At 65.6% G+C, this 25,291-nt stretch carries 24 protein-coding genes and 6 pseudogenes; 13 read left to right on the top strand and 17 right to left on the bottom strand.

Annotated elements, in window-relative coordinates:
* Genes ACV7NQ_RS26940 through ACV7NQ_RS26920 form a run of 5 tightly spaced genes read right to left on the bottom strand, consistent with a single transcriptional unit; the run spans position 1 to position 7,311 of the window.
* A complete protein-coding gene (locus ACV7NQ_RS26940; RefSeq protein ID WP_463362175.1) occupies positions 1 to 2,535 on the bottom strand; it encodes an ATP-binding protein in 2,535 nt (844 codons plus the stop codon).
* A 6-nt stretch (positions 2,536 to 2,541) separates the two neighbouring features.
* Positions 2,542 to 4,191, bottom strand: coding sequence for a potassium-transporting ATPase subunit KdpA (kdpA, locus tag ACV7NQ_RS26935; protein ID WP_463362174.1), 1,650 nt, complete (start codon positions 4,189 to 4,191; stop codon positions 2,542 to 2,544).
* Between the two features lie 2 nt (positions 4,192 to 4,193).
* On the bottom strand, positions 4,194 to 5,066 hold the full coding sequence (locus ACV7NQ_RS26930; protein ID WP_463362173.1) for a potassium-transporting ATPase subunit C: 873 nt from the start codon (positions 5,064 to 5,066) through the stop codon (positions 4,194 to 4,196).
* A 2-nt stretch (positions 5,067 to 5,068) separates the two neighbouring features.
* Positions 5,069 to 7,210 carry a potassium-transporting ATPase subunit KdpB gene (kdpB, locus tag ACV7NQ_RS26925; protein WP_463362172.1) on the bottom strand — a complete coding sequence of 714 codons (2,142 nt, stop codon included), beginning with the start codon at positions 7,208 to 7,210 and terminating at the stop codon, positions 5,069 to 5,071.
* Positions 7,210 to 7,311, bottom strand: a complete 102-nt coding sequence (locus ACV7NQ_RS26920; RefSeq protein ID WP_463362171.1) for a potassium-transporting ATPase subunit F — start codon at positions 7,309 to 7,311, stop codon at positions 7,210 to 7,212. Before ACV7NQ_RS26920 ends, kdpB begins: the two co-directional genes overlap by 1 nt.
* Positions 7,312 to 7,719: 408 nt before the next feature.
* Between ACV7NQ_RS26920 and ACV7NQ_RS26915 the strand changes: the two genes are divergently transcribed.
* A complete protein-coding gene (locus ACV7NQ_RS26915; RefSeq protein WP_463365831.1) occupies positions 7,720 to 8,118 on the top strand; it encodes a D-aminoacyl-tRNA deacylase in 399 nt (132 codons plus the stop codon).
* Between the two features lie 1,446 nt (positions 8,119 to 9,564).
* Here the strand turns inward: ACV7NQ_RS26915 and ACV7NQ_RS26910 are convergent.
* The 3 genes and pseudogenes from ACV7NQ_RS26910 to ACV7NQ_RS26900 form a co-directional block, all read right to left on the bottom strand.
* Positions 9,565 to 9,975 (bottom strand): annotated as a pseudogene (locus ACV7NQ_RS26910) (WXG100-like domain-containing protein); the annotation flags it as partial.
* 20 nt (positions 9,976 to 9,995) lie between these two features.
* The gene (locus ACV7NQ_RS26905) at positions 9,996 to 10,316 is read right to left on the bottom strand and encodes a hypothetical protein (RefSeq protein WP_463362170.1); all 321 of its coding nucleotides are present in this window, start codon (positions 10,314 to 10,316) and stop codon (positions 9,996 to 9,998) included.
* Positions 10,317 to 10,554: 238 nt separating this feature from the next.
* Complete coding sequence (locus tag ACV7NQ_RS26900) at positions 10,555 to 10,821, bottom strand: hypothetical protein (RefSeq protein ID WP_463362169.1); 267 nt, start codon at positions 10,819 to 10,821, stop codon at positions 10,555 to 10,557.
* 76 nt (positions 10,822 to 10,897) lie between these two features.
* Here ACV7NQ_RS26900 and ACV7NQ_RS26895 point away from each other — a divergent pair, with 76 nt between their 5' ends.
* From ACV7NQ_RS26895 to ACV7NQ_RS26885, 3 genes are all read left to right on the top strand, one after another.
* Positions 10,898 to 11,032: a hypothetical protein gene (locus ACV7NQ_RS26895; protein ID WP_463362168.1), complete on the top strand. Its 135-nt coding sequence runs from the start codon at positions 10,898 to 10,900 to the stop codon at positions 11,030 to 11,032.
* 170 nt (positions 11,033 to 11,202) lie between these two features.
* On the top strand, positions 11,203 to 12,021 hold the full coding sequence (locus ACV7NQ_RS26890; RefSeq protein WP_463362167.1) for an SDR family NAD(P)-dependent oxidoreductase: 819 nt from the start codon (positions 11,203 to 11,205) through the stop codon (positions 12,019 to 12,021).
* A 34-nt stretch (positions 12,022 to 12,055) separates the two neighbouring features.
* The gene (locus ACV7NQ_RS26885; protein WP_463365830.1) at positions 12,056 to 12,133 is read left to right on the top strand and encodes a 50S ribosomal protein bL37; all 78 of its coding nucleotides are present in this window, start codon (positions 12,056 to 12,058) and stop codon (positions 12,131 to 12,133) included.
* 127 nt (positions 12,134 to 12,260) lie between these two features.
* Here ACV7NQ_RS26885 and ACV7NQ_RS26880 read toward each other — a convergent pair.
* The 5 genes and pseudogenes from ACV7NQ_RS26880 to ACV7NQ_RS26860 form a co-directional block, all read right to left on the bottom strand.
* Positions 12,261 to 12,858: pseudogene (locus ACV7NQ_RS26880) on the bottom strand (DNA-binding protein); the annotation flags it as partial.
* Between the two features lie 45 nt (positions 12,859 to 12,903).
* On the bottom strand, positions 12,904 to 14,346 hold the full coding sequence (locus ACV7NQ_RS26875) for a hypothetical protein (RefSeq protein ID WP_463362166.1): 1,443 nt from the start codon (positions 14,344 to 14,346) through the stop codon (positions 12,904 to 12,906).
* Positions 14,347 to 14,372: 26 nt separating this feature from the next.
* A complete protein-coding gene (locus ACV7NQ_RS26870) occupies positions 14,373 to 16,580 on the bottom strand; it encodes a tetratricopeptide repeat protein (protein WP_463362165.1) in 2,208 nt (735 codons plus the stop codon).
* A gap of 171 nt (positions 16,581 to 16,751) precedes the next feature.
* A complete protein-coding gene (locus tag ACV7NQ_RS26865) occupies positions 16,752 to 16,886 on the bottom strand; it encodes an ATP-binding protein (protein WP_463362164.1) in 135 nt (44 codons plus the stop codon).
* Between the two features lie 31 nt (positions 16,887 to 16,917).
* Positions 16,918 to 17,253, bottom strand: a pseudogene (locus tag ACV7NQ_RS26860) (alpha/beta fold hydrolase); the annotation flags it as partial.
* A gap of 241 nt (positions 17,254 to 17,494) precedes the next feature.
* Between ACV7NQ_RS26860 and ACV7NQ_RS26855 the strand changes: the two are divergent.
* The 6 genes and pseudogenes from ACV7NQ_RS26855 to ACV7NQ_RS26830 form a co-directional block, all read left to right on the top strand.
* Positions 17,495 to 17,671 carry a hypothetical protein gene (locus tag ACV7NQ_RS26855; RefSeq protein ID WP_463362163.1) on the top strand — a complete coding sequence of 59 codons (177 nt, stop codon included), beginning with the start codon at positions 17,495 to 17,497 and terminating at the stop codon, positions 17,669 to 17,671.
* Between the two features lie 180 nt (positions 17,672 to 17,851).
* Positions 17,852 to 17,950, top strand: coding sequence for a potassium-transporting ATPase (locus ACV7NQ_RS26850; RefSeq protein ID WP_463362162.1), 99 nt, complete (start codon positions 17,852 to 17,854; stop codon positions 17,948 to 17,950).
* Positions 17,947 to 18,033 carry a potassium-transporting ATPase subunit F gene (locus ACV7NQ_RS26845; RefSeq protein ID WP_463365829.1) on the top strand — a complete coding sequence of 29 codons (87 nt, stop codon included), beginning with the start codon at positions 17,947 to 17,949 and terminating at the stop codon, positions 18,031 to 18,033. The genes ACV7NQ_RS26850 and ACV7NQ_RS26845 overlap by 4 nt, the downstream gene beginning before the upstream one ends.
* Positions 18,034 to 19,704: a potassium-transporting ATPase subunit KdpA gene (kdpA, locus tag ACV7NQ_RS26840; RefSeq protein ID WP_463362161.1), complete on the top strand. Its 1,671-nt coding sequence runs from the start codon at positions 18,034 to 18,036 to the stop codon at positions 19,702 to 19,704.
* 1 nt (position 19,705) lies between these two features.
* Positions 19,706 to 20,397 (top strand): annotated as a pseudogene (locus tag ACV7NQ_RS26835) (P-type ATPase actuator domain-containing protein); the annotation flags it as partial.
* Between the two features lie 2 nt (positions 20,398 to 20,399).
* Positions 20,400 to 20,774 (top strand): annotated as a pseudogene (locus ACV7NQ_RS26830) (potassium-transporting ATPase subunit C); the annotation flags it as partial.
* Positions 20,775 to 20,858: 84 nt separating this feature from the next.
* Here ACV7NQ_RS26830 and ACV7NQ_RS26825 read toward each other — a convergent pair.
* Positions 20,859 to 21,194, bottom strand: a complete 336-nt coding sequence (locus ACV7NQ_RS26825) for a winged helix-turn-helix transcriptional regulator (RefSeq protein ID WP_463362160.1) — start codon at positions 21,192 to 21,194, stop codon at positions 20,859 to 20,861.
* Between the two features lie 193 nt (positions 21,195 to 21,387).
* Between ACV7NQ_RS26825 and ACV7NQ_RS26820 the strand changes: the two genes are divergently transcribed.
* Positions 21,388 to 23,385, top strand: coding sequence for an APC family permease (locus ACV7NQ_RS26820; RefSeq protein ID WP_463362159.1), 1,998 nt, complete (start codon positions 21,388 to 21,390; stop codon positions 23,383 to 23,385).
* Positions 23,386 to 23,493: 108 nt separating this feature from the next.
* On the top strand, positions 23,494 to 23,775 hold the full coding sequence (locus ACV7NQ_RS26815; RefSeq protein WP_463362158.1) for a hypothetical protein: 282 nt from the start codon (positions 23,494 to 23,496) through the stop codon (positions 23,773 to 23,775).
* Between the two features lie 16 nt (positions 23,776 to 23,791).
* Here the strand turns inward: ACV7NQ_RS26815 and ACV7NQ_RS26810 are convergent, their stop codons facing one another.
* On the bottom strand, positions 23,792 to 24,220 hold the full coding sequence (locus tag ACV7NQ_RS26810) for an ATP-binding protein (protein ID WP_463362157.1): 429 nt from the start codon (positions 24,218 to 24,220) through the stop codon (positions 23,792 to 23,794).
* A gap of 128 nt (positions 24,221 to 24,348) precedes the next feature.
* On the bottom strand, positions 24,349 to 24,585 hold the full coding sequence (gene mbp1 / locus ACV7NQ_RS26805; RefSeq protein WP_463362156.1) for a microaggregate-binding protein 1: 237 nt from the start codon (positions 24,583 to 24,585) through the stop codon (positions 24,349 to 24,351).
* Positions 24,586 to 24,666: 81 nt separating this feature from the next.
* Here mbp1 and ACV7NQ_RS26800 point away from each other — a divergent pair.
* Positions 24,667 to 25,062 (top strand): annotated as a pseudogene (locus ACV7NQ_RS26800) (STAS domain-containing protein); the annotation flags it as partial.
* Between the two features lie 32 nt (positions 25,063 to 25,094).
* Here ACV7NQ_RS26800 and ACV7NQ_RS26795 read toward each other — a convergent pair.
* Positions 25,095 to 25,283, bottom strand: a complete 189-nt coding sequence (locus ACV7NQ_RS26795; protein WP_463362155.1) for a hypothetical protein — start codon at positions 25,281 to 25,283, stop codon at positions 25,095 to 25,097.
* Positions 25,284 to 25,291: the final 8 nt, after the last annotated feature.

The raw sequence follows: 25,291 nt of genomic DNA, 5'->3' as shown, positions 1-25,291 counted from the left end.
TCAACTCCAAGGCAGGGTGACGATCATCGTAAGCCCGCCGCCGGGAGTGTTCTCGGGAATGATCTTGCCGCCCATGGCTTCGGTGAGCCCGCGGGCGAGCGCGAGGCCGAGTCCGACCCCGTTGGTGTGGAATCGATCGCCCAAGCGCTGAAACGGCTGGAATGCCCGTTCCCGATCAGCCTCCGGAATGCCGGGGCCGTGATCGACGATCCTGATCTCGATCTGGTTGTGCTGTCTGTCCGCTGTGACCGCAGGGGGTTGGTCGGATGGGCTGTAGCGCAACGCATTACCGATCAGGTTCACCAGGACACGCTCCAGCAGCGCGGGATCCGCGCGGACGGCGGGTAGATCGTCCGAGACGCGCAGCTCGACCGTGGTGCCCTCAGCACCGAGTTCATCGATGACCCCAGGCATTACCTCTTCGACGCCGATATCCTTGAGATGCACACCGAGTGCGCCCGCCTGTAGCCGGCTCAAGTCCAGCAGGTTCACCACCAACCGGTTCAAGCGGTCCAGCGACTCCTCCGCAGTAGCCAGCAGACTGTCGCGATCCTCCGCGGAGAACTCCACATCGGTCCCGCGCAGGCTCGCGACTGAGGCTATCGCCGCGGCCAGCGGGGTGCGCAGATCGTGGCTGACCGCCGAGAGCAGCGCGGTGCGCATACGGTCCACCTCTTCCAGTGGCGCCACCGCGGCGGCTTGTTCGGCCAGGCGCTGCTGGTGCAGGGCTACCGCGGCTTGGGTGGCGAAGGCGGCAACGATCCGCTGTTCGGCGGCGAGCAGCGGACGCCCGCGCAGCACCAGCGTCAGGTTGTCGTCGGCGGGCACCTCCACATCGCCCTCGTCCGGTGCGCGGCTGGGTTGTTCGCCGCTGGTCGCCACGATGCGCCAATTATCGGGATCGCGTTGCAGATCCGGCCCCGGCCCGGCGTCCGGATGACGTTCCAGCAGGGTCACGTTGGTCATGGCGAAGGTCTCGCGCAGCCGGTTCAACAGTGCGGGCAGCGCGGAATCCCCGCGCAGGACGTTGCCCGCCAGGGTCGACAAGGTGTCGGACTCCGCGCTTGCGCGTGCCGCGTCCGCGGTGCGCCGGGCAGCGACCTCGACCGCCGTGCTCACCGCGACCGCCACGAGCAGAAATACCGCCAACGCCACCAGATCCTGGCCATCGGCGATAGCGAAGCTGTGAATCGGCGGCGTGAAGAAGTAATCCAGCAGCAGGAATCCCGCCACGGCGGCGGCCACCGCGGGATACAACCCGCCGATCATCGCGACCGCGATAACCGTCGCGAGCACGAGCACGATGTCGGTGCCCAAGCTCACCTCGCCGCCCGCCGGAACGAGAACGGCGAACAGCAGGCCCAGCCCCAGCGCCGCGACCGCGAATCCGCTCACGCGGCGGCGCCTGCTGAGTACGGATGTGCCGGATCGTGGACGGCGGGTCTCGGCGGTCGCTTCGTGGTGCACCAGGTGCACATCGATGGCACCCGACTGCGCACTGATGGACCTGCCGACGCCGGCCGAAAGTCGCGCCGCGATCGGCCCGCGCCTGCTGGCACCGATCACCAACTGGGTGGCGTTCACCCCGCGCGCGAAATCCAGTACGGCGGTGGCGATGTCATTGCCCATCACCTGGTGATACGTGCCACCCATGCCTTCGACCATGGCCCGCTGCCGGATCAGGTGGCCGGGCCCGGCGTCGATCAGGCCGTCACTGCGCGCCACATGCACGGCGACCAGTTCGGCGCCTGTGGTGCGTTCGGCGATGCGGGCCGCCCTGCGCAGGATGGTGTCACCTTCGGGGCCGCCGGTGAGGGCGACGACGATACGTTCGCGTGCCTCCCAGGTGCGGGTGATGCCGTGCTCGGCGCGGTATCGGTCGAGCTGATCGTCGACCTTGTCCGCGAGCCAGAGCAGGCCCAGCTCACGCAGTGCCGTGAGGTTGCCCGCCCGGAAGTAGTTCCCGAGCGCGGCGTCCACCATGTCGGATGCGTAGATATTGCCGTGTGCCATCCGGCGGCGCAGCGCTTCCGGTGTCATATCGACCAGTTCGACCTGCTCGGCCGCTCGCACGACCACATCGGGCACGGTCTCGCGTTGGACCACTCCGGTGATCTGGGTGATCACGTCGTTGAGCGATTCGAGGTGCTGGATGTTGACCGTGCTGAGCACGGTGATCCCGGCGTCGAGGAGTTCAGCGACGTCCTGCCAGCGTTTGACGTTGCGGGAGCCGGGGACGTTGGTGTGCGCGAGCTCGTCCACCACCGCCACTTGCGGCTTTCGGGCCAGGATCGCGTCGAGGTCCATCTCGGTGAACTCGGCGCCCCGATGGTTCACGGTCCTGCGGGGCACGAGTTCCAGGCCGTCCAGCAGGGCCGAGGTGTGGGTCCGGTTGTGTGTCTCGACCAGACCCAGCACCACGTCGGTCCCGCGCGCGGCCCGGCGGTGTGCCTCGTCCAGCGCCCGGTAGGTCTTGCCGACGCCCGGTGCGCAGCCGAGGTAGATCCGGAGTTCGCCGCGTTTCACATTTTCCATTGTCGGCTATCCGGTCATGGCATCCGCCAATGATGCGAGTGACAGGGCGGGCAGGAAGTTCAGCAGCGCCAGGATCAACGCACCACCGGTGGCCAGGACCACGAAGCTGACACCGTGTGTGCGCAACGTGCCGACAGTGACCGGCATGGGCTGCTGTTGCACCAGCTTGCCCGCCAGCGCCAGCACGAAGACCATCGGCAGGTAGCGCCCGATCAGCATGCCCACCGTCATGGTGAGGTTGAAGAAGGTGGTGTTGCCGTTGAAACCGGCCATGGCGCTGCCGTTGCCGTTGACGTTGCTGGTGAACGCGTACAGCAGTTCGGTGAACCCATGGGCTCCCGCATTGGTCATCGAGGCACGGCCGTCGGGCAAACCGATCGCCAGCGCGGTCAGCGCCAGGATGGCGGTCGGGGCGACCAGCGAGTACAGCACGACGTAGCGCATCTCGCTGAAACCGATGCGTTTACCGAGGAATTCGGGTGTGCGCCCGACCATTAGGCCGCCGAGGAACACCGCGACCAGCACCACCATGAGCAACCCGTACAGGCCGCTGCCGGTGCCGCCCGGGGAGATCTCGCCCAGCATCATGGCCGCGGTCAGTACGCCGCTGCCCAGGCTGGAGAAGCTGTCGTAGGAGGCGCTCGCGGCGCCGTCCGCGCTGGCGGTCGCGGCGACACCGAACAACGTGCTGCCCGGCACCCCGACCCGCGTCTCGGTGCCCTCCATATGACTGCCCACCGCGGCGGCAACGGTGCCGGTATCGGTTTCCTGCGCGATGGTGCCCGCGCCGAGCAGCGCCGCGAACAGGATGCCGACCACGACCAGCAACGTCCAGCTCAGCTTCAGGTTGCCCGTCATCCGGCCGAACGTGCGGATGAACGCGGTCGGGATGAGCAGCATCAACAGGATCTCGATCGCATTGGCGAACGAGTTGGGGTTCTCGAACGGGTGCGCACTGTTAGCGTTGAAGAAGCCACCGCCGTCACCGGACATCAGTTTGATCGGCTCCCACGACCCGACCGGCCCGCCGATCAGAGTCTGCGAACCGCCCGCGACGGTGCCCACGCTGTCCGCACCCGCCAGGTTCTGCTGCACACCGAGGGCGATCAGCACGATGCCGAAGACGATCGACAGCGGCAGCATGACCCGGAAGATGCTTCGGCACAGGTCGACCCAGAAGTTTCCGACTTCCTGACCACCCCTGCGAGCAAGCGCACGCACCAGAGCGAGGGCGACACAGATGCCGACCGAACCCGACGCGAAGGCCTGCACCCCGAGCCCCGCCATGACGGCCAGGTGTCCGGTCGCGCTCTCCCCCGCGTAGTTCTGCCAGCTGGTGTTGGTGGTGAAGCTGACCGCAGTGTGCAGTGCCTGCTGCCAGGTCATCTCGTGGCCGAGGGATAACGGAAGGTGCGGCTGCATGGTGAGCAGCGCGAACAGCGCCACGATACTGATGAACGAGAACGCCAGCAGCGCGAAAATGTAGTGCCGCCAATCTTGTTCACGATCCGGGTCGACACCGCAGAGCCGATAGAGCCGACGTTCGATCGCGAAGTGATGGTCTCCGTTGAGCGCCTTGGCCATGTAGTCGCCGAGCGGGACGTGCAAGATCAGCACGGCGGCGAGGATGACGAGCGCTTGTAGCCAGCCGTACATGATCAGTGCTCCCGGTCGAGGGCGAGATTGAGTTCGAGGACGTTCACGACGGGCTCACCGAGGAACCCGAGGGCGCGACCGCTGGTGTGCTCGTGCACGATCGCGGTCACCCGGTCCAGGGGTATGTTGCGTTCGGCAGCCACCCGTGGCGCTTGAAGCGCTGCATATGCGGGCGAGATGTGCGGATCCAGACCGCCACCGCTGGCCGTGACGGCGTCGGCGGGCACTTTCGGTCGTGCGGGCGCGTCACCGCGAACGGGCACGATCAGTGCGGCGCTGTAATCCTCACCGGGACGGCCACATTCGACCGCGACACCGTCGTAGGCGGCGACGAACGGCGTCGCGGGGCAGGCCTGGTTCAGGCTGACCACGCGAGTTGCCTTGCCGGTCAGCCCATCCGCACGAAATACGCCGAGTACGGCGCCCACGCCGTCGGCCGTGCAGAACGGCCGCGATCCGTCGACGCCTTCCAACTCGCCGACCGCCTTACTCCTCGTGCACACCTGCGTGAGCAGACCCGGTTTGCCGGAGTCGGGCGTTGCCGGATCCGGCAGCACGTCGACCACGCTTTCGGTCCCCAGATTGCTCGCGCCGGATGCGGTCGGGTCGTACCCGTCGCCCGCCGCGGACGGCCGACTCTGGAAGTACTTCTTGATCGGATTGCCGTCGGAGTCGGTGAAGGCCTGTCCGATCAAACTGCTGCCGATGTCCTTGCCGTCCTTGGTGATTCGGGAGCCGTCGGCCTTGTCGCCGAATACGACCTGGGCGATGCCCACCATCACCAGCGGATAGATCAGGCCGACGGTCACCGTGAGCACGATGACGACACGCAAGGCGGCCACATGCTGGGCGACCCACTGCGGAAGACGAGTCATTGTCAGATCCCTGGAATGAACTGGACGACAAGGTCGATGGCCTTGATCGCGAAAAACGGAACGACCACGCCGCCGAGGCCGTACACCCACAGGTTGCGAGTGAGCAGCGCCGACGCACTCGAAGGTCGGTAGCGAACCCCTCTGAGCGCCAACGGAATCAGCGCGACGATCACGATCGCGTTGTAGATCACCGCGGACAGGATCGCCGAGAGCGGCGAATGCAGCGCCATGATGTTCAGACCCGCGAGGCCCGGATAGATCACGCCGAAGATGGCGGGCAGGATCGCGAAGTACTTGGCGATATCGTTGGCGATCGAGAACGTGGTCAGCGCGCCCCGCGTGATCAGCAATTGCTTACCGATCTCGACGATTTCGACGATCTTTGTCGGGTCGGAATCGAGATCGACCATATTGCCTGCCTCTTTGGCGGCGGTCGTCCCGGTATTCATCGCGACGCCGACGTCGGCCTGCGCGAGCGCGGGCGCATCGTTGGTACCGTCACCGGTCATCGCCACCAAGCGGCCACCGGCCTGCTCCTTACGGATCAGTGCAAGCTTGTCCTCGGGCGTGGCCTCGGCCAGGAAGTCGTCGACGCCGGCCTCCTCCGCGATGGCGCGGGCGGTGAGCGGATTGTCGCCGGTGATCATCACCGTGCGGATGCCCATCCGCCGCATCTCGTCGAAGCGCGCCCGAAGACCCGGCTTGACAACGTCTTTGAGATTGATGACGCCCAACGCACGGGCGGGTCCGCGGGTGCGCAGTTCGGCGACCACGAGCGGAGTACCACCGGCGGCGCTGATCGCGTCCACCGTCTCGCCGACGTCCTCGGTCGGATGACCGCCGTTGTCGCGCACCCACTTCATCACCGCGGTCGCGGCACCCTTGCGAATCTTCCTGTCCCCCACGTCCACTCCGGACATGCGGGTCTGCGCGCTGAACGACACCCACTCGGCCCTACCGACCGCACCGGGCTCACGTTCACGCAGGCCGTACCGGGTCTTGGCATAGACGACGATCGAGCGGCCTTCCGGGGTCTCGTCGGCCAAGCTGGCCAGCTGGGCCGCTTCGGCCATCTCGTCTTCGGTCACCCCGGCCACCGGCACGAACTCACTCGCCTGCCGGTTGCCGAAGGTGATGGTGCCGGTCTTGTCGAGCAGGAGAGTGTGCACGTCACCCGCCGCCTCGACCGCGCGGCCGGACATGGCGAGCACATTGCGCTGCACCATGCGGTCCATGCCCGCAATGCCGATGGCCGACAGCAGCGCGCCGATGGTGGTCGGGATCAGGCAGACCAACAGCGAGACAAGGACTATCACCGCGATGCCGCTGCTGCTGATCGCCAGCGTGTCGGGCGCGGCGGCCATGATCGCCTTGGCGTCGATCGCCATCGGCTGGAGGGTCACCGTCGCGATCAGGAAGATGAAGGTCAACGCGACGAGCAGCAGATTGAGCGCCAGCTCATTGGGAGTCTTCTGCCGTTTGGCGCCCTCCACCAGAACAATCATCCGATCCAGGAAGCTCGCACCCGGCTCCTGGCTGATCCGCACCACGATCCGATCGGAGAGCACCTTGGTGCCCCCGGTCACCGCACAGCGGTCGCCACCCGCCTCGCGGATAACGGGCGCCGATTCACCGGTGATCGCGGACTCGTCCACGCTCGCAGCGCCCTCTATCACGTCGCCATCACCGGGAATTAGCTCGCCCGCCTCCACCCACACGATGTCACCACGCTGGAGTTCACCCGCGGCGACGGTCTCTTCGTGGAGGTCCGATATGTCCTCGGTCCAGCCGATCAGCCGCCGGGCAACGGTCTGCCGGCGGGTTCGGCGCAGCGTATTCGCCTGGGCACGACCACGACTCTCCGCGACCGCCTCGGCCAGGTTGCCGAAAAGCACGGTCAGCCAGAGCCAGCCAGTGATCAGCCAGCCGAACAGCGAAGGGTGCACCACGGCCAGCACCGTGGTGATCACAGCGCCGACCTCGGTCACGAACATGACCGGATTACGCCACAGAGTTCTGGGGTCGAGCTTGCGCAGCGCCTCTGGCAGCGCGGGCAGCAAGTGCTTGCGGTCGAGCACACCGCCCGCGACGCGTCCAATCGTCTGCGGCTGTTCTTGGTTGCGTTCCCGCGTAATGGTGGTCATCAGAATCGCTCCGCATGGCGAATAGCGACGATGAGGTACACCGCCAGCGCGAGTGCGGCGATGAGGCCGAGAATGTTTTCGATTGTCACTGGGGATTTCACCGGGTTCTCACGTTCGGAATGTCGTTCCACATCGAACGCGCACCCCGGCATACCGGGCAACGGCCTTAACGTTTTGTCCACGCGCTGTCCCGGCGGTAGCCACAAGATCCGAACATCTTCGAAACACCTCGCACTTCGGTAGGTGTGCGACGCGAGACCATTGCAAGGATGCGTGCTGTGAGCGGGCGCGCCCGCAACAGCCGTGCCAGCAACTCGGTGAGCAGGTGCGCGAGCTCGCCCACGTCGCGGCGACAACGGGCAACGACCCGACGCTGGATGCGCTGATCGTGCGGCTGCACATCGAGACGGCCTGCCGCCGGGGTGCCGCGCTACAGCTGGGAGTGCGTGATCTCGACGTCGAGGACTGCCTGGTGAAGCTGCGCGAGAAAGGCGGGGTCCTGCGCTGGCATCCGATCTCACCGATACTCATGCACCACCTGGTCGGGCACGTCGCACACGTGGCGGCCCCGAGGCCACCGAGGCGGTGCTGCGATGGACGAGATGACCGCGAAGGCATTGGCCGACAAGCTATTCCGGCTTCGGATTCTGGACGGTGAACGCTCCGCCGCTGACCTGCACGCTCCCATCCTGGTGATCAGTCAGTTCACCCTCCACGCCGACACCGGCAAGGGGCGTCGGCCCTCCTGGTCCGCTGCTGCTCCCGGCCCGATCGCTGAACCTCTGGTCGACCGATTCACCGCGACCCTTCGTGACCTGGGCGCCACCGTTGCGACCGGGCGGTTCGGTGCCCACATGCACATCACGCTGGTTAACGACGGCCCGATCACCATTCTGCTGGAGGGCTGACGCACCTGCCGGAACTGCCGCACCGCCCTGCGGTTGCGCCGACGTCGGACCGGGTGCCCCGCCCAAACCCCGCCAGAGGTCGGGCGCCAAGTCTGGTGGCGCGGTGAAGGAGTCGGCCGATGGCGTCGGGAAGAACCGCGGCGTGTTGGGCAACTCCCAACTTGTGCCCCATGGTGTTGGCATAGGCGCCTCGGTCGGCGTGGCCGGTTCTGTCGGCGTAGTCGGCGTAGTCGGCGTAGTCCGCGTAGTCCGCGTAGTCCGCGTAGTCGGCGTAGTCGGCGTAGTCGGCGTGGCCGGCTCGATCGGCGTAGTCGGCGCATTCGACGCGGTCGACGGCACGGATTGGCCCTGGCCGGAACCGATTTCGTGGGTACCGCCACCCGATACCGAATGAGGATTCAGCGGCTCCAGAGTCCAGCCCGGATTGAAACTCTGACTCAACTGGTCCGCGAGCGGCCCGTATCCACCCGCCGACCCGGCCGGCTGGCTGTTCCCGCCGCGCTGTCCGACCGGAAGATCCTGTGACACCACAGGATCGGAGTGGCTGGTCACACTCGGCGGCCGCGAAGAGTTGCTGCCGGAAAGCACCGAGGAGCCATCGGACGAGGGAACATCGACGCTGCCGGGCCGAGGGCCGGTGCCGCCACCTGATACCGAATGCGGATTCAACGGCTCCAAAGTCCAACCCGGATTGAAACTCTGACTCAACTGGTCCGCGAGCGGCCCGTGCTCACCCGCCGATACAACCGGCTGGCTGTTCCCGCCGCGCTGTCCGACCGAAAGATCCTGTGACACTCCAGATTCGGAGTGGCTGGTCACACTCGGCGGCCGCGAAGAGTTGCTGCCGGAAGAAACCGCGGACCCGTCGAACGACGGAACGTCCACGCCGCCGGGCCCGGGAATGCGGCTGGCGCCCCAGCTATTTGCCCCGGCCTTGAATCCGCCCGCCAGGCCACCGGCGGAGGCGCCGGAGGTAATTGTTTGGTTGCCCCAGTTGCTCTTGATGTTGTCCCCGAAATTGGTGCCGGTAATCGCCGAATACACCCCGGTCCCCATAAGGTAACCCGCACCGGCGCCTGCCATGCCGGACACGGCACCCGCCACCAACCCCTTACCGACATCGGCAACGGGGGCGAACCGAGTGGGTGACGGGATGTAGTGGAACCCCTTGTCCACCAGCTTGCCCACCACCCCACCGGCCGCGCCTGCGGCGGCGGCGCTCGCTGCCGTGATACCGACCTGCTGCCAGTTGATGCCGCCCTTTCGGTGACCGGCCGCGACCTGGCCCGCCTGAATCAGCAGATCCTGCGCCGAGCCGAGCAGGGTGCTCAGGGCGACATGACGCACCAGAAACGAGGCCAGCCGCTGTCCGAGCACCTTGCCCAGCAGCCTTTCGATGACGCCGATCGTCCGGCTGTAGACGAGGCGCAGGATGGCGCGGGTGCCGGCCACGGCTGCCGCTTCGACCGCGGGTGCGGTCGGCGGAAAGATCCACGCCAGCAAGATCTCGAACGCGAGCTCGGCCAGCGAGGTAATGATCATGAGCTTCATGTATTCGATCTCGGTGCCCATGCCGTCGGCAGCGTCGCCCATGTTATTCAGCAGATCGGCCAGGTGCGGGATCGAGTTGTCGCCATCCGCCAGCTTGTTCAGAGCCGTCGAAATCTGATCCCTGCCGTCACCGGACGGGTAGGCCTTCAAGGCAGCCGTAATCGCGCCGTGCAGATCGGGCAGGAGAGTCTGCAGATCGTCGTGGGCCTGATACCACTGCTTGGCCAACGACCACATCTGATCCTCGTCGCCCTGCGGCCACGCGGAGCCGGCAATATATCCGAGCCACTGCAGCTCCGGCGGCATGTTGATCGACACGTGCTACCTCAGACACGCAGGCTGTCGGCGGATGCCAACTCCTGAGCCCGCAGTGCGTCGGCAGCGTCGAGCATTCCTTGCGCGTACTCCCGCACCGTCGTAGTCATGTTTTGCAGACCGTCGATCAGCCCCTTTCGGCCGGCCTTGTACCCCGATGTGTCATCGCCGAAAAACGAGCTGCCGTAGCTGTCGCCACCCCACGGCTCGTTCGACCCGTCGACCTGGCCGCTCAGCGTCTTGTTCACCCGATCGATAGCGGAGTACAGCTGAAACATCAGATCGCCTGCGTTCCGCAGCTGGTCTGGGTCGACCTCGAGCTGATTGACCACTTGTTTCCTCCTGACACAAACCCCCGATGACGATCACACGTACGAGCTGTCCGAGTCCAGATCCAGCCGACAGATTTGATGGGAACCTGATACATGCCGGAGTACAACAACATTCGCCGGCTATGGGTGCGGATTGCCGAACCGAGCACATGTGCTGGTCGGCGAGCGACTGGGATATAACGCAGGAATACGTTGCAGCAGACGCAATTACATGCTCTTTACACTGTTACCCCGGCCGCTACCTGCCCGGGCCCGCGAACAACCGGGAACGCCGCAGGTCATTTGCGAGCACATCACGAACGAACAAGCCGACATCGCCGTCGGCCGGCAGGTTCGGATACAGCACCTCCCACAGCGGCATCCCGCTGGACAACACCCGGAACCGCGATGACTCGGCCGCCTGCTGCCACTCTACCGTGATACCGGGCTGGTCCAGGTTCACCGACCGAGTGCCGACACGCAGTATCAGCCCGAGCCGATCCCGATAGAACGACGCCTCGATCAACGAAATCTGCTAGGAATCCGTCAAAGACAGCGCGCAGCACTTGTCCGCGATGCGTGCGATGGGTTTAAATCCCGGTATGACCGCAACTTTCGGCACTCATCGCGCCTTGCGCAGAGTCGCCGATGTTGCCCGCCACCGCGTGGAGCGCATGCCGTCCACCCTGGAGCTGTTCGGCTTCGGGAGCGAGGACGAGCCGCCGAGTCCGGTATAGCCGGTCCACCGATCTGAGTGCCGTTCGGCTGATCTGTGCCGTGCGGTGTCGCCACTGACCCTGCGACGTTCCACCTTTCTCCGCGACGTCTGATCGCGAGCCTTTTCGCGTACGTCCCGCGCCTCGCCTTGTGCGGTGCCGGACGTGCGCGCTCATCTGATGGGAGAACTATGTCCACAATCTCGCCCGCCGCCCGTACCGTACTGGTGACCGGTATCGACGGCCGCCTGGGCTTCGCCACCGCGCAGCGGCTGATCACCGATGGCGCCACCGTCATCGCGCATGTCCTGCACAAGGACCGCGCCGACGAGACAATGCAACGATTGACGGCCGAGACCGAATCCGGTCGGGTCCGCATGGTGCACGCCGACTTCGCCCGCCTGACCGAGGTCGATGAACTCGGCCGCGCCCTCGCCGCCGAACTACCCCGCCTCGATGCGCTGGTCAACACCGCGTCCATCGCGGCCCCGCAGCGACGCACGCACACCGAGGACGGGCACGAATTGACCTTCCAGGTCGATTATCTCGCGCCGCAGCGCCTCACGATGGCCTTGGTTCCCGCCATCGCGGCGGCCCGCGGCCGGGTGGTCACGGTGACCTCGAAGCTGCATGCCGGTGGCAATATCGACTACTCGGACCTGGACCGCAACCGCGGCATCTACACCCCGATCGCGATCTACGCGCAAGCCAAGCTGGCGCTCACCATGTTCGGCCGGTCACTGGCCGAGACCGGGCCGGAGAGGCTCACCGCGGTGAGTGTGCACCCCGCCGACTTCGAGATCGACGTGCCGCAACTGCGCAGCCATCGAACCGCTTCGCTCGAGGCGGCCGCATCGTTGCTGGCGGCGCTCAGCGCGCCAGAAACCCCGGTCGTCAACGGCGGCTACTACGAGGGCCTGGAGCTGGCTAAACCGGCTGCACTGGTGCGTAACTCGCGCGCTCGCACCCGACTCGCGGCGTGGAGCAATCAGCTCGCGTTCGCAGCCTGAACACTAGAAACCCAGAGCAAGGAAACACACGACATTGTCCAAACGAGCCAGTAAGAAACGTGCCCGTCGCAAGAAGAAGGCGAACCACGGCCATCGGCCCGGACGGCGCTGACCGGCCTCGGCGTACCCGTCATCGAGCAGCGTGGGTACGCCGGGATATCGGAGCCGCCGCGGCACCCGACCAGGGGCCGCGGCGGCTTTGTAGCTCGACCACGCATACTCTGCTTCCGCCGCGATGACTACTGTCGATCGAAGCGCGAACCTGTTATGCCTCTTCGTATTTCGCCGAACCGGTGGTCTTCCCGCGACAGGTCGCGGTCCCTCGAGGATCGCAGCTGGAACGGCACACTGGTCACCATGACGCCCGGTTCGAAGAGCAGCCGTGCCTTCAGCCGCAGTGAACTCTGGTTGTGCAGCAGGTTTTCCCACCAGTGGCCGACGACGTATTCGGGGATGGAGACGCTGACGACGTCGCGTGGCTGGTCGCGGCGGAGGCGTTTGATGTAGTCCAGGACCGGGCGGGTGATTTCACGGTCGGGGGATTCGATCACCTCGAGCGGGATGGTGACGTTGTGGCGGTCCCAATTCTGGTGTAGCAGACGGGTATCGGTGTCGTCGACGTTGACGGTGATTGCGGTGATTGCGGTGATTGCGGTGATTGCGGTGATTGCGGTGAGGGTGTCAGGGCGAGTGGCGCGAGCGAACTGCACGACGCGCTGGGACGCCTTCGTCCAGCCCGACACCAGCACGATGGCGTGCACCTCGGCTCGGCAAGGTTTCCTCGTTACCCTCATCGATGTCGAGTTCGGCACGGACCAAGGTGTAGTGGCGGTGGATGAGGTACACCGATGGCCCGGCACACCCGAATCTGCCTGTGCCGCTTCACCGATACTCGGCCAGGCGCGGCCGGATCCCGGCGCCGATCAGTACCACAACGATGACCGCACCGCCGTAGGGCAGCACGGCGGACCAGCCGCCGATCGCGTTCACGCCATCGGAGATCGCCGAGTCGAATGCACGCTGATTGATGTCGATGACCGCGGACAGCGCGTCGTCGTAGCGGCGGAAGTCCTCGTTCGAGGTTCCGGTGGTCACCGTGATCGCGGCACGACGGTCGGTCTGGGCCAGCCGCCGGATGACTCGGTCGTCTTGCTGGTACTGCTGGAATGCCGTGAGCGTCTGGGCTGCGGCCTGACCTTCGCCTGCGAAGATGATGTTGTGCAGCTCGGTACCGAAGAATCCGCCGATCCGTATGTCGGCGTTGTTCATACGGTAGGCGCTCAGCGCCGCGTCGAGTGCGTCGGCGTAGGCGCCGATTCGATCGGCGCGCACATCGGCCAATGAATTCGATTTGTCCAGGAAGGCTTGCTCGTAGCGCGCGGCGCGATCCGGGTCGACGAGGTAGCGGCTCTCGTCGGCGTTGGCGTCATAGCTCACCGCGCGCGCCTGACGCAGGGCAAGTAGCGAGTCGAAGGCGTCCTTCTTCGCGACACGCAGGTCGTCGGACACCTCGCCCACCGCGGCGAAAGCGCCGACGATCAGTCCGCCCGCGACGAGCGTGGCGACCACCAGTGCCGGATTCAGGCGCCGGTGAGTTTTCACGCGGAGCAGGATCTGCAGCCCTGCCAGGGTGGCGAGAACCAGTGTGCCCAGGACCGCGAGCCAGATCCTGGCGCTACCGGCAGCGTGTTCGGTGTCCTGATAGGAGCGCTCGAGCGCCGCGCCATTGGTGCCACTGAGCTGGTGTGCGGACTCGAGGGTGGGCCGCATCAGATCGGTGGCCTCCCGATACGAGGCGAGCACCTCGGGCGAGGGCGCGCCCGCGGGGTTGCGGGCGAGATCGACGCGCAGCATCGTCTCCGCCGCCAACGCCTCATATCGTCCGAGCCGATCGAGAATGTCGCGAATCGTGCGCTGGGCCGACTGGTCGGCACCGGCCACCATGGTTGCCTGCTGCAGGTCGGCATCGGCCTGCAGGCGGCGCGTCTCGTACTCCGCCAGTGCGTCGCCGCGGGTCTTGGCCAACGCCGGATCACCGCCTGCTAGAACGATATTCGCCAACTGAGCGTCCATATCCGAGAGTGCGAAGTACAGGTCCTCGGTGGCGGTGACCTGCGGGGCGGTGCGGTGTCCGATCGAGTCGAATCCGGACCGGACCGTCCCCGCCGCCGCGGCGAGCAGCAGGAAGAACCCGATCGCCCCGCCCGCAGCCAGAACGGCGACCACACGGATCCACCCCGGAACGTCGGAACGATCAGGCAGCCACGACCGCAAGCGCGGAGCCCGCGCCCGCCCGAGATCGGCGCGCGCCATCGTTACGGCCATCGGCCCCTCCCTTTTCTCCGCAAGGCTCACACCCAGGTCACTGGACGAATCGCGTTTGCACGGTTGATCAGCGCGCGACGCTCGGCCTTGTCTCGCGCCAGCCGAGCCAAGGTTCGGTACTGTCGCTCGAGTCCGCCGCGCACCGATCGTTCGTCCAGCGTGCAACCTAGAACTGTTGACCCGTTGAACATCGCCGGGGACTGCGACACCATGTGCCGGGCGGCATCGAGGACATGGATACTCGTCAACGCCAACTGCTCGGCGTCGAGGTCAAGCGCCGCCAAGATCGCACCCGCCTCAACCAGATAACGTTCGTCGGCTCCCCCGGCGACTCGAGACCGAATCGCCACCAACTGCGCGGCGAGGTGGAAATTCGAACTGGCCGGAACGGATTCGGCCACCGCGACCGCACCCGCGATGTCCCGCAACGCCAACCGAGTACGGGCCGCACCGAACGCCGCGCTGACGTAGCCGTGATCGGTGCGCCACACCGCTTCATACAGCGACGCCGCCGCCGCGTAGTCGGCGCAACACTCACACGCCGCCGCCAGCGCGAGTTTCGCCGCGGGTTCGCCGGGCAGCGTGCTGTAGCTGATGTCGAACTCACGCTGCGCACCGCGGGTGTCGCCCATAGCCATGGCGGCGAGCCCGCGGTACCAGGTGATCCGCCAGTCGGCGTTCTCGGTCTGCTCGAGCGCGTCCAGCTCTGCACGCGCCGTATCGAATTCGCCGACCTCGATCCTGGCTCGGATCAGCGCGAGCGCGACTTCCACGGAGCCGGGCATGGTCGCCGACGCCGCTTCGAGCTGTCGCGGATCCGAGGTGGTCACGGTCGCCAGAAAGCCGGCCGCCGGATCCTGGATATCCACCAGCGGCACAGGGAGCGCCGACGCCACCACGCGTGACCTCAGCGCCGCGGGCCAGATGTCGAGCTCCGCACCGAACACCGCGCGCTCCGTGCCGAACACCGAGGACGGCGCGGGTTTAGGCACACCGTCCTGCGCGGCGGCCACCTCGCGCAGCACCCCGGTTACCTGTTCAGCCATCTCCCCCGCCGAGCCGAACCTCACATTCGGGTCCGCTGCGGTGGCGCGCGTAATCAGCCGGTGGAAGGAGGGATTCGCCGCGAGCAGCGGCACCTCCGTGGCCTCGGGCAAGGTGTAGCGGAAGCGGTGTCGAAAGTCGAAATTGAACGTGAGCACGGCCAGCGTGCGTCCGACGGTGAAGAGATCGGATTCGACTGAGGCGCCGTCGGATTCGAGTTCGGGAGCGCAGTAGCCGTCGGTCTTGTAGCCGGCGCTGTCTTGGTCGTCGTGCCTGCGGACCGCGCCGAGGTCGATCAGCTTCAGCTGCTCTTCGCTCTGAATCACGTTGTCCGGCTTGAAATCGCAATACAGCAGGCCCTGCTCGTGCAGATAGCCGAGGGCGGGCAAGATCTCGAGGATGTAGGCCAAGCCCTGCGCAAGGGGCAGCGGCTCCAGCCTGCCGTCGGCCGCGGTGCGCGAACGCAACTCCTTCAGGGAGTTCCCTCCGACGTATTCCATGACGATGTAGCCGACCGGCTTGCCTGTCTTCGGATCAGGATGCTGGACGAAGTTGTAGATCTTGACGATGTTCGGGTGTTCGACCGAGGCGAGGAACTGGCGTTCGGCCGCTGCCGAGGCCATCGCATCCGCGTCTCCGATGTCGAGCAGACCCTTGAGCACCACCCACCGGTCGTTGACATTCCGGTCGCGGGCCAGGTAGATCCAGCCGAGGCCACCGTGCGCCAAACAGCCGAGCACGTCGTACTGCCCCGCCACTACGTCACCGGCGACGAGCTTCGGCTCGAACGAATACGCGGTGCCACAGTGCCTGCAGAACCCTTCGACCCGACCGGGCAGTCCACCGTTCGCGCGCCCCACCGGCTTCTCGCAGTTGCCGCAGAAGCGATGCTGCTCAGCTACTTTCGGCTCCGCCATAATCGCCGAAGACGGATCGCGGTAGGGCACCGGCGCCACCGTGACCAAACCGGCGCCCAGCCGTCCGCGGCTCGATCGTGCCGACCGTGACGACGACCTGCTCGAGCCGCGCCTGCTGGCCCGCCCGGACAACATCGGACCCGGGATCGAACGGGCCGACGCCCCGGACTGCTCGGGATCAGCAGGGGCAAGGCCGCATTCGTCGCAGAAGCCATCCAGTACTGTGCCGCCACACCCAGGCTCCGTGCATGCCCTCGTCGCGCCTTCCCCCACGTAATCACCTGTCCCGCAACCGCTCCAGTGGAAACTCTCCCGTATGTGAATAGTGCCAGAGGAGAACGTAAAGAAGCCGTTAGGAATTCAGCCGCTCGTATTCGCGAGCGCGCAGGTTGATGGCGAGCGCGCGCAGCATCTGCGGGTCGTCATCGACCACCAGCACACAGGTCATGTCCACGGCAATGTGACGGTCACGGTGAGTCCGCCACCCGGAGTGGTTTCAGGAGTGATCGTGCCACCCATGGCTGCGGTGAGTCCGCGGGCGAGCGCGAGGCCGAGCCCGACGCCGAGCGCGCCGACCACGACGGCGGCGCGAACGGTTTCTCGACCACCTGACGCGTGTATCGGCGGGCCGGTAAGGGGTGAATCGAGTCAGGCGCATACCGATCCTGACGCCGACGCTGTTGAGGGACTCCCGCATCCGTGCCGCATCTTCCACGAGCGGCTCGCTGATCGGGACCGCACCGTCGACGAGTACAAGACCCGCCACCACACCAGGATGCGCGGCGGCGTATTCGACTGCGAGGTCGGCGCCCATCGACCAGCCCACGACTATCGGACTGTGTGATCCGACAACAGCCATCACGGCCTGGGCATCGCTGAGGAACCCCTCGACAGTGTATGTGCCTGCGGGAGATGCCTTGCCGTGACCGCGGCAATCAAACGTGATCGTTTCGTAGGCGCAGCCGAGCTCGGCGATGACCCGCTTCCCGACCGCGCTATCTGTTCACCCAGCGAATCAGCAATCTGGCCGGCGAAAAACCTTATGCCGCCCGCACCGACAACCGACTCTTGAACAGATTCAGCGATCTCGTCCAGATCAGCGACAGCAAGGGCAGGCTCGTCCGACTGGGTCCAACCGGACGCTGCACCCGGTCTGTCGCAACATCGGTCGGCTAGGAATCGTGCGCGTGTCCGTTTCTCCGGGCTCCGAGCGCGCGAATGAGCAACGCGCAGCAACCGAACCCGGCAAGGACGGCGACCGTGACAATGGGCATATCGGTCCTTTCCGCATCCGGTGGGCGCTGGTTGCGCTGGAGTCCTCGCCTGGCCTGTGGCAACTTTTCTACGCCCCGATCGAGCACTGAACTCGATCTCTACGGTGTGTTGACTCCTTGCTTGCCTTCCTTGACGGCATCCTGTCACCCATACCGGGCCTAGCTGTAAGTGAAGCGTCAATCCTGATCTGCGAGGCGCTAGAAGGAGCTCGGCACGGGCCTGGATGGCCGCTTGACTCACCCTGGAGCGCCCGACAGCGCGGGCGCGATATGGAAGGTGCACTCATGTCTGTCGTGGTGTTCACGGTGCTGACCGTGGCGATCTTCGCGCTGCTCGGCCTGATCCAGCGGGGGGTGGAAAAGCTGTGATCGCGAATCTGATCGGTCTGGTTCTGGCCATTGTCGTTGCGATTTACATGGTCGCGGCGCTGCTGTTTCCTGAGAGGTTCTAGGTGAACACGACCACAGCGGGGATCGCCTTCGCGGCGTCCCTGATCATCGCGCTCGCCCTGGTGCACGTGCCGCTCGGCGACTACATGTACCGGGTGTACAACAGCCACAAGCACTCCCGTGCGGAGCGGATCATCTACAAGGCCATCGGCGCACAGCCCGAGGTCGAGCAGACCTGGGGTATGTACGCCCGCAATGTGCTCGCGTTCTCCGCCGTCAGCATCCTGTTCCTCTTCTTCTTCCAGCTACTGCAGGGCAAGCTGCCGCTGCACCTGAACGATCCGCCCACCGAGATGACCCCCGCCCTGGCGTGGAACACCGCGGTCAGCTTCGTGACGAACACGAACTGGCAGAACTACTCCGGTGAATCCACCCAGGGCCACCTAGTGCAGATGGCTGGGCTCGCGGTGCAGAACTTTGTCTCCGCGGCGGTCGGCATGGCCGTGGCGATCGGCCTGGTGCGTGGGTTCGTCCGCAGGCACACCGGCGATCTCGGCAACTTCTGGGTCGACCTGGTGCGCGGCACCCTGCGCATCCTGCTGCCGATCGCGTTCCTGTTCGCCATCGTGCTGGTCGCCGGTGGCGCCATCCAGAACTTCCACCTGCACGACCAGCTCGCGCAGACCCTGGGCGGCACCCAGCAGACCATCACCGGCGGCCCCGTCGCCAGCCAGGAGGCCATCAAGGAACTCGGCACCAACGGCGGCGGCTTCTACAACGCGAACTCTTCGCATCCGTTCGAGAACCCAGGCACCTGGACCAACTGGATCGAGATCTTCCTCCTACTGGTGATCAGCTCCTCGCTGCCGCGGACCTTCGGCCGCATGGTCGGCAGCCGCAGGCAGGGCTACGCGATCGTCGCGGTGATGGGCACGATCGCCCTCGCCAGCTGGACGTTGACCAGCTTGTTCCAGCTCCAGCACCACGGCACTGTGTCGACGGCGATCGGCGCGTCGATGGAGGGCGTGGAGCAGCGGTTCGGCGTGCCCGACTCGGCGCTGTTCGCCGCCTCGACGACGCTGACCTCCACCGGCGCGGTCGACTCGTTCCACGACTCCTACAGCAGTCTGGGCGGGATGATGCTGCTGTTCAACATGCAACTGGGTGAGGTCGCACCCGGCGGTACCGGCTCCGGCCTGTACGGCATGTTGATCCTCGCGGTGATCACCGTCTTCGTCGCAGGCCTGATGGTCGGTCGCACACCGGAATACCTCGGCAAGAAGATCACGCCGAAGGAGATCAAGCTGGCCGCGTCGTACTTCCTGATCAGCCCGCTGATCGTGCTGGTCGGCACAGCGACCGCGATGGCGATGCCCGGCCAGCGCGCCGGGATGCTGAACTCCGGCCCGCACGGCCTGTCGGAAGTGCTGTACGCGTTCACCTCCGCGGCCAACAACAACGGCTCGGCCTTCGCCGGTCTGAGCGGCAATACCGAGTGGTACAACACCGCGCTCGGCCTGGCCATGGTCTTCGGCCGGTTCCTGCCGATGATCTTCGTGCTCGCGCTTGCCGGTTCGCTGGCACAGCAGGGCACCACTCCCGAGTCGATCGGCACGCTGCCGACGTACCGGCCGCAGTTCGTCGGCATGGTCGTCGGTGTCACCGTGATCCTGGTCGCGCTCACCTTCCTGCCCGCGCTCGCGCTCGGGCCGCTGGCCGAGGGAATTCACTGACATGTCCCGCTTCGACAACCGAGATCTCCGGGCCCGCCCACGCGAGCACAAGGGCGACCACGTACCTCGCGGCGCACTCGACCCGAAGATGCTGCTGACCTCGCTGCCGGACGCCGCGCGCAAACTCGGCCCGCGCACCATGTGGAAAAACCCGGTGATGTTCATCGTCGAAATCGGCGCCGTCTGGTCGACCATCCTCGCGATCGCCCACCCCACCACCACCCCACCTTCTTCGCCTGGGCGATCGTGGTGTGGCTGTGGCTCACCGTGATCTTCGCCAATCTGGCCGAAACGGTCGCCGAGGGACGTGGCAAGGCACAGGCTGACTCACTGCGTAAAGCCAAGACCGACACCATCGCTCGGCGCCTCGTCGAGTGGTCGCCTGGTAGCCGGGTGGTCGAGGAACGCATCGGCGCACCGGAACTGCGGCGCGGCGACTACGTCGTCGTGGCGGGCCAGATAATCCCCGGCGACGGCGACGTCGTGGAAGGCATCGCGTCGGTGGACGAATCGGCCATCACCGGCGAATCCGCACCGGTCATCCGGGAATCCGGCGGTGACCGCTCCGCGGTAACCGGCGGCACCACGGTGCTGTCGGACCGGGTCGTCGTCAAGATCACCCAGGAACCCGGCCAGAGCTTCATCGACAAGATGATCGCTCTCGTCGAGGGTGCGAGCAGGCAGAAGACCCCGACAGCGTCAACGAGGCGTGCCCGACGCAGCCGTTCCTGTCCACCTACGAGGGTGTACAGGTCGAATGCGCCAAACCCGGCGAGGACTACTCGATCGGCCGGATCGTCCCGATCTACGGCGACGCCTCCACCGACACCCCCGTCCCCACCGACGCCGTCACCGCCAGCGGCAGTGGCCTGGACCCCCACATCTCCCCCGCATACGCGGCCATCCAGGTAGCCCGAATCGCCCAGGCCCGCAGCATCTCCGAGGACCAGGTGCGCCAACTCGTCGACGCCCACACCAACGGCCGGACCCTCGGCTTCCTCGGCGAACCAACAGTCAACGTCGTCGAACTCAACATCGACCTCGACAACAACTACCCATTCCGCGGCTGACTCCAACCGGTTACCAACACAAAGGCCCGCCTGTAAGGCGGGCCTTTGTCGTGCCGATGCGCTGTATCCGGACGCGCGGTCCGTTCATCGGTCTCGAACGTGATCGGTATCCTCGTATAGCGCCATCCAGACGGTGAGGCTCGACAGGGCTTCGACGGTCTGTCTGCCCCGGTCGGTCAGCTGGATAACGTCGGTCGGGGCGTGCGGATGATCCCAGCTGCCACGCCGGTCGGTCATGATCAGCCCACGTGCGGCAATCACGCGCAGTGCGTGCGCCAGCGCGCGCTGGCTGCCCCGAACGGTCGCGGTCAGCGCGGCGATGCCGCAAGGCCCGCTCGACAAGGCGTCGAGGGTCTCCACGACGTATCGGTGGTTGAGCACCTCGCGTAGGTACGCGATGTCGTCGGGTCGGTCGTTCATCGTCGGTCGTTCATCGGGGGGCGCTGCCTTGTCATTCGTGCCTCGTGCATAGATCAGGCACAGATGGTAGCGACGCATTCGCTCGTCCGACCTGGCCTTGATGATATTTTGCGGATTTGCGCGCAATTATTTACAGAATCCATACGGCTCGGGGGAGGCCGGATTCCGCCAGGCGGCCATAGGCTGGCTCATCGTGGTTTCACCGATCGACGTGGCAAAGCGTCTAGTTCTCGGGCGCCCGTTTCGCAGCGATCGGCTCAAAGAGCAGTTGCTGCCGAAACGGGTCGCGCTGCCGATTTTTGCCAGCGACCCCTTGTCATCAGTTGCGTATGCGACACAGGAAATCCTGCTTATCCTGACCCTCGGCGGGCTCGCCTACATTCATTTGGCGCCGTGGGTCGCGGGCGCGGTCGTTGTCCTACTGGCCGTTGTGGTGCTCTCCTACCGGCAGGTGGTGCAGGCCTACCCCTCCGGCGGCGGCTCGTATGAGGTGGTCGCGACGAATCTCGGACCCATTCCTGGACTGGTGGTTGCGGCCGCATTGCTCGTCGACTACATAATGACCGTGGCGGTGTCGGTCGCCGCTGGCGTGGACAACATCATCTCCGCGATTCCCGACTTGAACCCGCACCGGGTCGCGATCAACATCGGGTTCATCGCCATCTTGACCGCAGTGAACCTGCGCGGCGTGCGTGAGTCCGGACGGGCCTTCGCCGTGCCGACATACGCGTTCGTCGTCGGCGTAATGGTGATGATCGTGGTGGGAATCGGCCAGTCGTTGTTCGGGAATCCTCCGGTCGCCGAGAGCGCGCACTACGAAATCCATGCCGAGCAAGTGGGTCTCAGCGCGGCCGCGCTAGCCTTCCTGGTGTTGCGCGCGTTCTCCTCCGGATGTACCGCCCTGACCGGAGCCGAGGCGATCTCCAATGGTGTTCCGGCCTTCCGTAAACCCAAGGCGCTCAACGCGGCCCGCACGATGTCGGCCATGGGCATCATCTCGATCGCGATGTTCTCCGGAGTGACCGCACTGGCCATGATCTCGAAAACGCGCGTCACCGAGAACGCCTGCGACCTGATCGGTTTCCCCGGCGACTGCCACAACGACCCACAGAAAACCGTGATCGCCCAGATTTCGGCGGCGGTGTTCGGCGGTCACAGCGTGTTCTTCTACTACATCATGGTGACAACCGCGTTGATCCTTATCCTCGCGGCGAACACTGCCTACAACGGATTCCCGCTGCTCAATTCGATTCTCGCCCAGCACAGATACATGCCGCGCCAACTACACACCCGCGGGGACCGGCTGGCGTTCTCCAACGGCATCATCCTGCTCGCCGTTATCGCCGGCGTGCTCATCTACGCATTCGACGGGTCTGCGACCCGCCTGATCCAGCTGTACATCGTGGGCGTGTTCACCTCGTTCACGCTGTGCCAGGCCGGGATGGTCCGGCATTGGAATCGCGAATTGCGGGATGCGACAACGCCCGCCGAGCGGCGCCGTATCCATCGCGCCAGAGCGATCAACGCCTTCGGCGCGTGCTTCACCGGCATCGTCCTCGTCGTCGTCATGGTCACCAAATTCACGCACGGCGCCTACATTGTGGTGTTCGCAATGCCGGTGCTCGTCGGGCTCATGTACCTCATTCACCGCCACTACCTGGCGGTTCGCGCCGAGCTGGACGTCGAAGAGGACGACGACGAAACACTGCCGAGCCGGGTACACGCGATCGTGCTGGTGTCCGGCTGGACCAAGGCCACTCAGCGCGCAGTGCAATTCGCCCGCGCTACCCGGCCCGATACCCTCACCGCGATCACCGTCAATGTCGACGATGCCGAAACCCGTGCGCTGACCGAGGATTGGGAGCGGCGCGAGGTAGGCATTGCGCTGCGGGTGATCGAATCTCCGTATCGAGAGATCACCCGTCCGGTCGTCGACTACATCAAACGCCTGCACCTGTCCGGATCCCGCGACGTCATCAGCGTATTCATCCCGGAATACGTTGTCGGCCACTGGTGGGAGAATCTGCTGCACAATCAGAGCTCGCTGCGACTGAAGGCCCGCCTACTGTTCGAACCGAGCGTGATGGTGACCAGCGTGCCGTGGCAGCTGCGGTCGTCGACGGCACGGGATCTCTCGCGCGTCGAGCACGGCCCCGGCGAAATCCGCAGAGGCATCACGGACTCGCGGTGAATGTGCACGACGCAGCCGAGTCGATCGAAGAGTAATGCGGTCCGCACGGTGCGCCGAATCATGCCGGAGCGCTGGACGTATCGCTATACGCATACATATAATATGCAGATGTTCGATCCTGTTAGCTTGGCCGTCGGTGCGGCCATCGCCGGAGCGGGCTGGGCAACGGGCCGGTTCAGCCGTCGCAAGAAACCGGCCGACTCCCCGGCACCCTGCGGCTGTGGCCACGACCTGGCCCTGCACGATCCGCAGGACGGTGTCTGCCACGCCGACATCGGCCGCAAGAACAGCCACGGTCTACGCGAGTGGGTCCTTTGCGGCTGCCGCCGCTATACGGGCCCCAGCCCGATCGAGGACTACTTCACACGTCCGATCCTGCCGTCGCCGTAGCGATTCCCCACCGCCGCTACTCCTGCGCCGATATCGGTCGTTCCCAACTGAATTCGACCTCGGTCGGGTACCCGCCGATGCCGGCATCGAAGGCCGTCTGCGACGCGGACAGCGACTCGGTGAGGGTGGCGACGACATACCAGCCCAACTGATTGGGCCCGGCCTCGGCTTCGGATACCGCGGTGGAGCTGACGCGGACCACCACACGATCGGCGCTGTAGCTGAATGTGCATCCGATCGTCGAACCGGGAACCGCGTCGAGAATCAGCGCCGTGGCAACCTCGTTGAGCGCGAGCCGGATATCGGCCACCTCCTCCAGCGTGAAGTCCGCGTGGAGCGAGACGGTTTCACCCAATGAACGCACTATCGGCAATTGATCCAGGCGGGCCGGGACCCGAAAACCGACCTTTGTCGTTTCCGCGAGTGCTCCGGAAATCAATTTCACTATGCTCACCACCCTTGCTTCACTATCCAGGACGGCCCGACTGGCCAGGACCTGCCGCCCTACCGAAAAAGGGTGGGCAACCCGGTGTGCACCAGGTAGCCCACCCTGCCCATGCGGGGCCACCTGGATTACTGGTAGCCGCGCTGCCGCATCTCGTCGAGATCGGCTTCGGCACGAGCCTTCTCCGCTGCGGCCTCCTGTTGTGCCGCGTCACGCTGGGCTTTGGCCTTGTCCTGCTGGGCCCGGCCCTCGCCCTTCAGGGCGTCCTTCCCGGTGACGATGCCGGCGGCCTCCTTAATTTTGCCCTTAGCGTCTTCTACGACGCCCTCGACACCTTCGCGGGGTCCGCTTTCATGCTTGGGCACGATAATCACCTCCGAAATATCGGGTTTGTCGACTGACACTGGCCGCGTACCCCCAACCGGCGACCTCAACCCGGCGCGGGCGTCCGCGAGCTGTCCACCCCGGTGTTACAGGTGCGCGAGCAGTTGCTGATCCTGCCGATCATCGGCGTCCTCGACGCCAACGCGCCAGACAGCTGACCGAGCAGCTGCTCGGTGCGATCCGGGTCAACCGCGCCAAGGTCGTGGTCATCGACATCACCGGCGTCCCGACCATCGACTCCACCGTCGCCAACCATCTGGTGGGAGACCGTCGAAGCCTCCGGCCTGATGGGCGCGAGCCTCATCATCACCGGGCTGTCCTCGGAGATCGCGCTCACTCTGGTCACCATCGGCCTCGATCTGTCGAAGATGAACGCGGTCGGCGACCTGCAGGGCGGCATCGAAGAAGCCGAGCGACTCCTCGGCTACGAGGTCAGCCGTTCCACCGACCTCAACTGACCGGCCGTCGTGCCCGCGAAAAGTGTTGCGGGTCAGGTATCTTCGGCGGAATCGAAACAGTAGGCCGCGGCCGCCAGGTACTGGTGGCAGTCCGGGCCGTGGCCCGCATGGGTACTGCAGATGAACCGTGCCCGGTCGAGATCGAGATCCATGGTCGGCTCGGCGCCGCAATCGCGATGCTGTGTGCTCCACAGGTCTCTGGTATCCAGTGATGTCTGCATCGTGCACC

It is taken from the genome of Nocardia sp. Tas62D01 (assembly GCF_055232035.1).
Note: the sequence above shows the minus strand (reverse complement) of the source record. Positions and strands in the feature narration are given on the sequence as shown.

Coding starts and splice junctions, on each gene's coding strand:
- ACV7NQ_RS26940 (WP_463362175.1), bottom strand. CDS start 2,535: ATGGAAAATGTGAAACGCGGCGAACTCCGGATCTACCTCGGCTGCGCA.
- kdpA (WP_463362174.1), bottom strand. CDS start 4,191: ATGTACGGCTGGCTACAAGCGCTCGTCATCCTCGCCGCCGTGCTGATC.
- ACV7NQ_RS26930 (WP_463362173.1), bottom strand. CDS start 5,066: ATGACTCGTCTTCCGCAGTGGGTCGCCCAGCATGTGGCCGCCTTGCGT.
- kdpB (WP_463362172.1), bottom strand. CDS start 7,210: ATGACCACCATTACGCGGGAACGCAACCAAGAACAGCCGCAGACGATT.
- ACV7NQ_RS26895 (WP_463362168.1), top strand. CDS start 10,898: ATGACCGCAACTTTCGGCACTCATCGCGCCTTGCGCAGAGTCGCCGAT.
- ACV7NQ_RS26890 (WP_463362167.1), top strand. CDS start 11,203: ATGTCCACAATCTCGCCCGCCGCCCGTACCGTACTGGTGACCGGTATC.
- ACV7NQ_RS26875 (WP_463362166.1), bottom strand. CDS start 14,346: ATGGCCGTAACGATGGCGCGCGCCGATCTCGGGCGGGCGCGGGCTCCG.
- ACV7NQ_RS26850 (WP_463362162.1), top strand. CDS start 17,852: ATGGAAGGTGCACTCATGTCTGTCGTGGTGTTCACGGTGCTGACCGTG.
- ACV7NQ_RS26825 (WP_463362160.1), bottom strand. CDS start 21,194: ATGAACGACCGACCCGACGACATCGCGTACCTACGCGAGGTGCTCAAC.
- ACV7NQ_RS26815 (WP_463362158.1), top strand. CDS start 23,494: ATGTTCGATCCTGTTAGCTTGGCCGTCGGTGCGGCCATCGCCGGAGCG.
- ACV7NQ_RS26795 (WP_463362155.1), bottom strand. CDS start 25,283: ATGCAGACATCACTGGATACCAGAGACCTGTGGAGCACACAGCATCGC.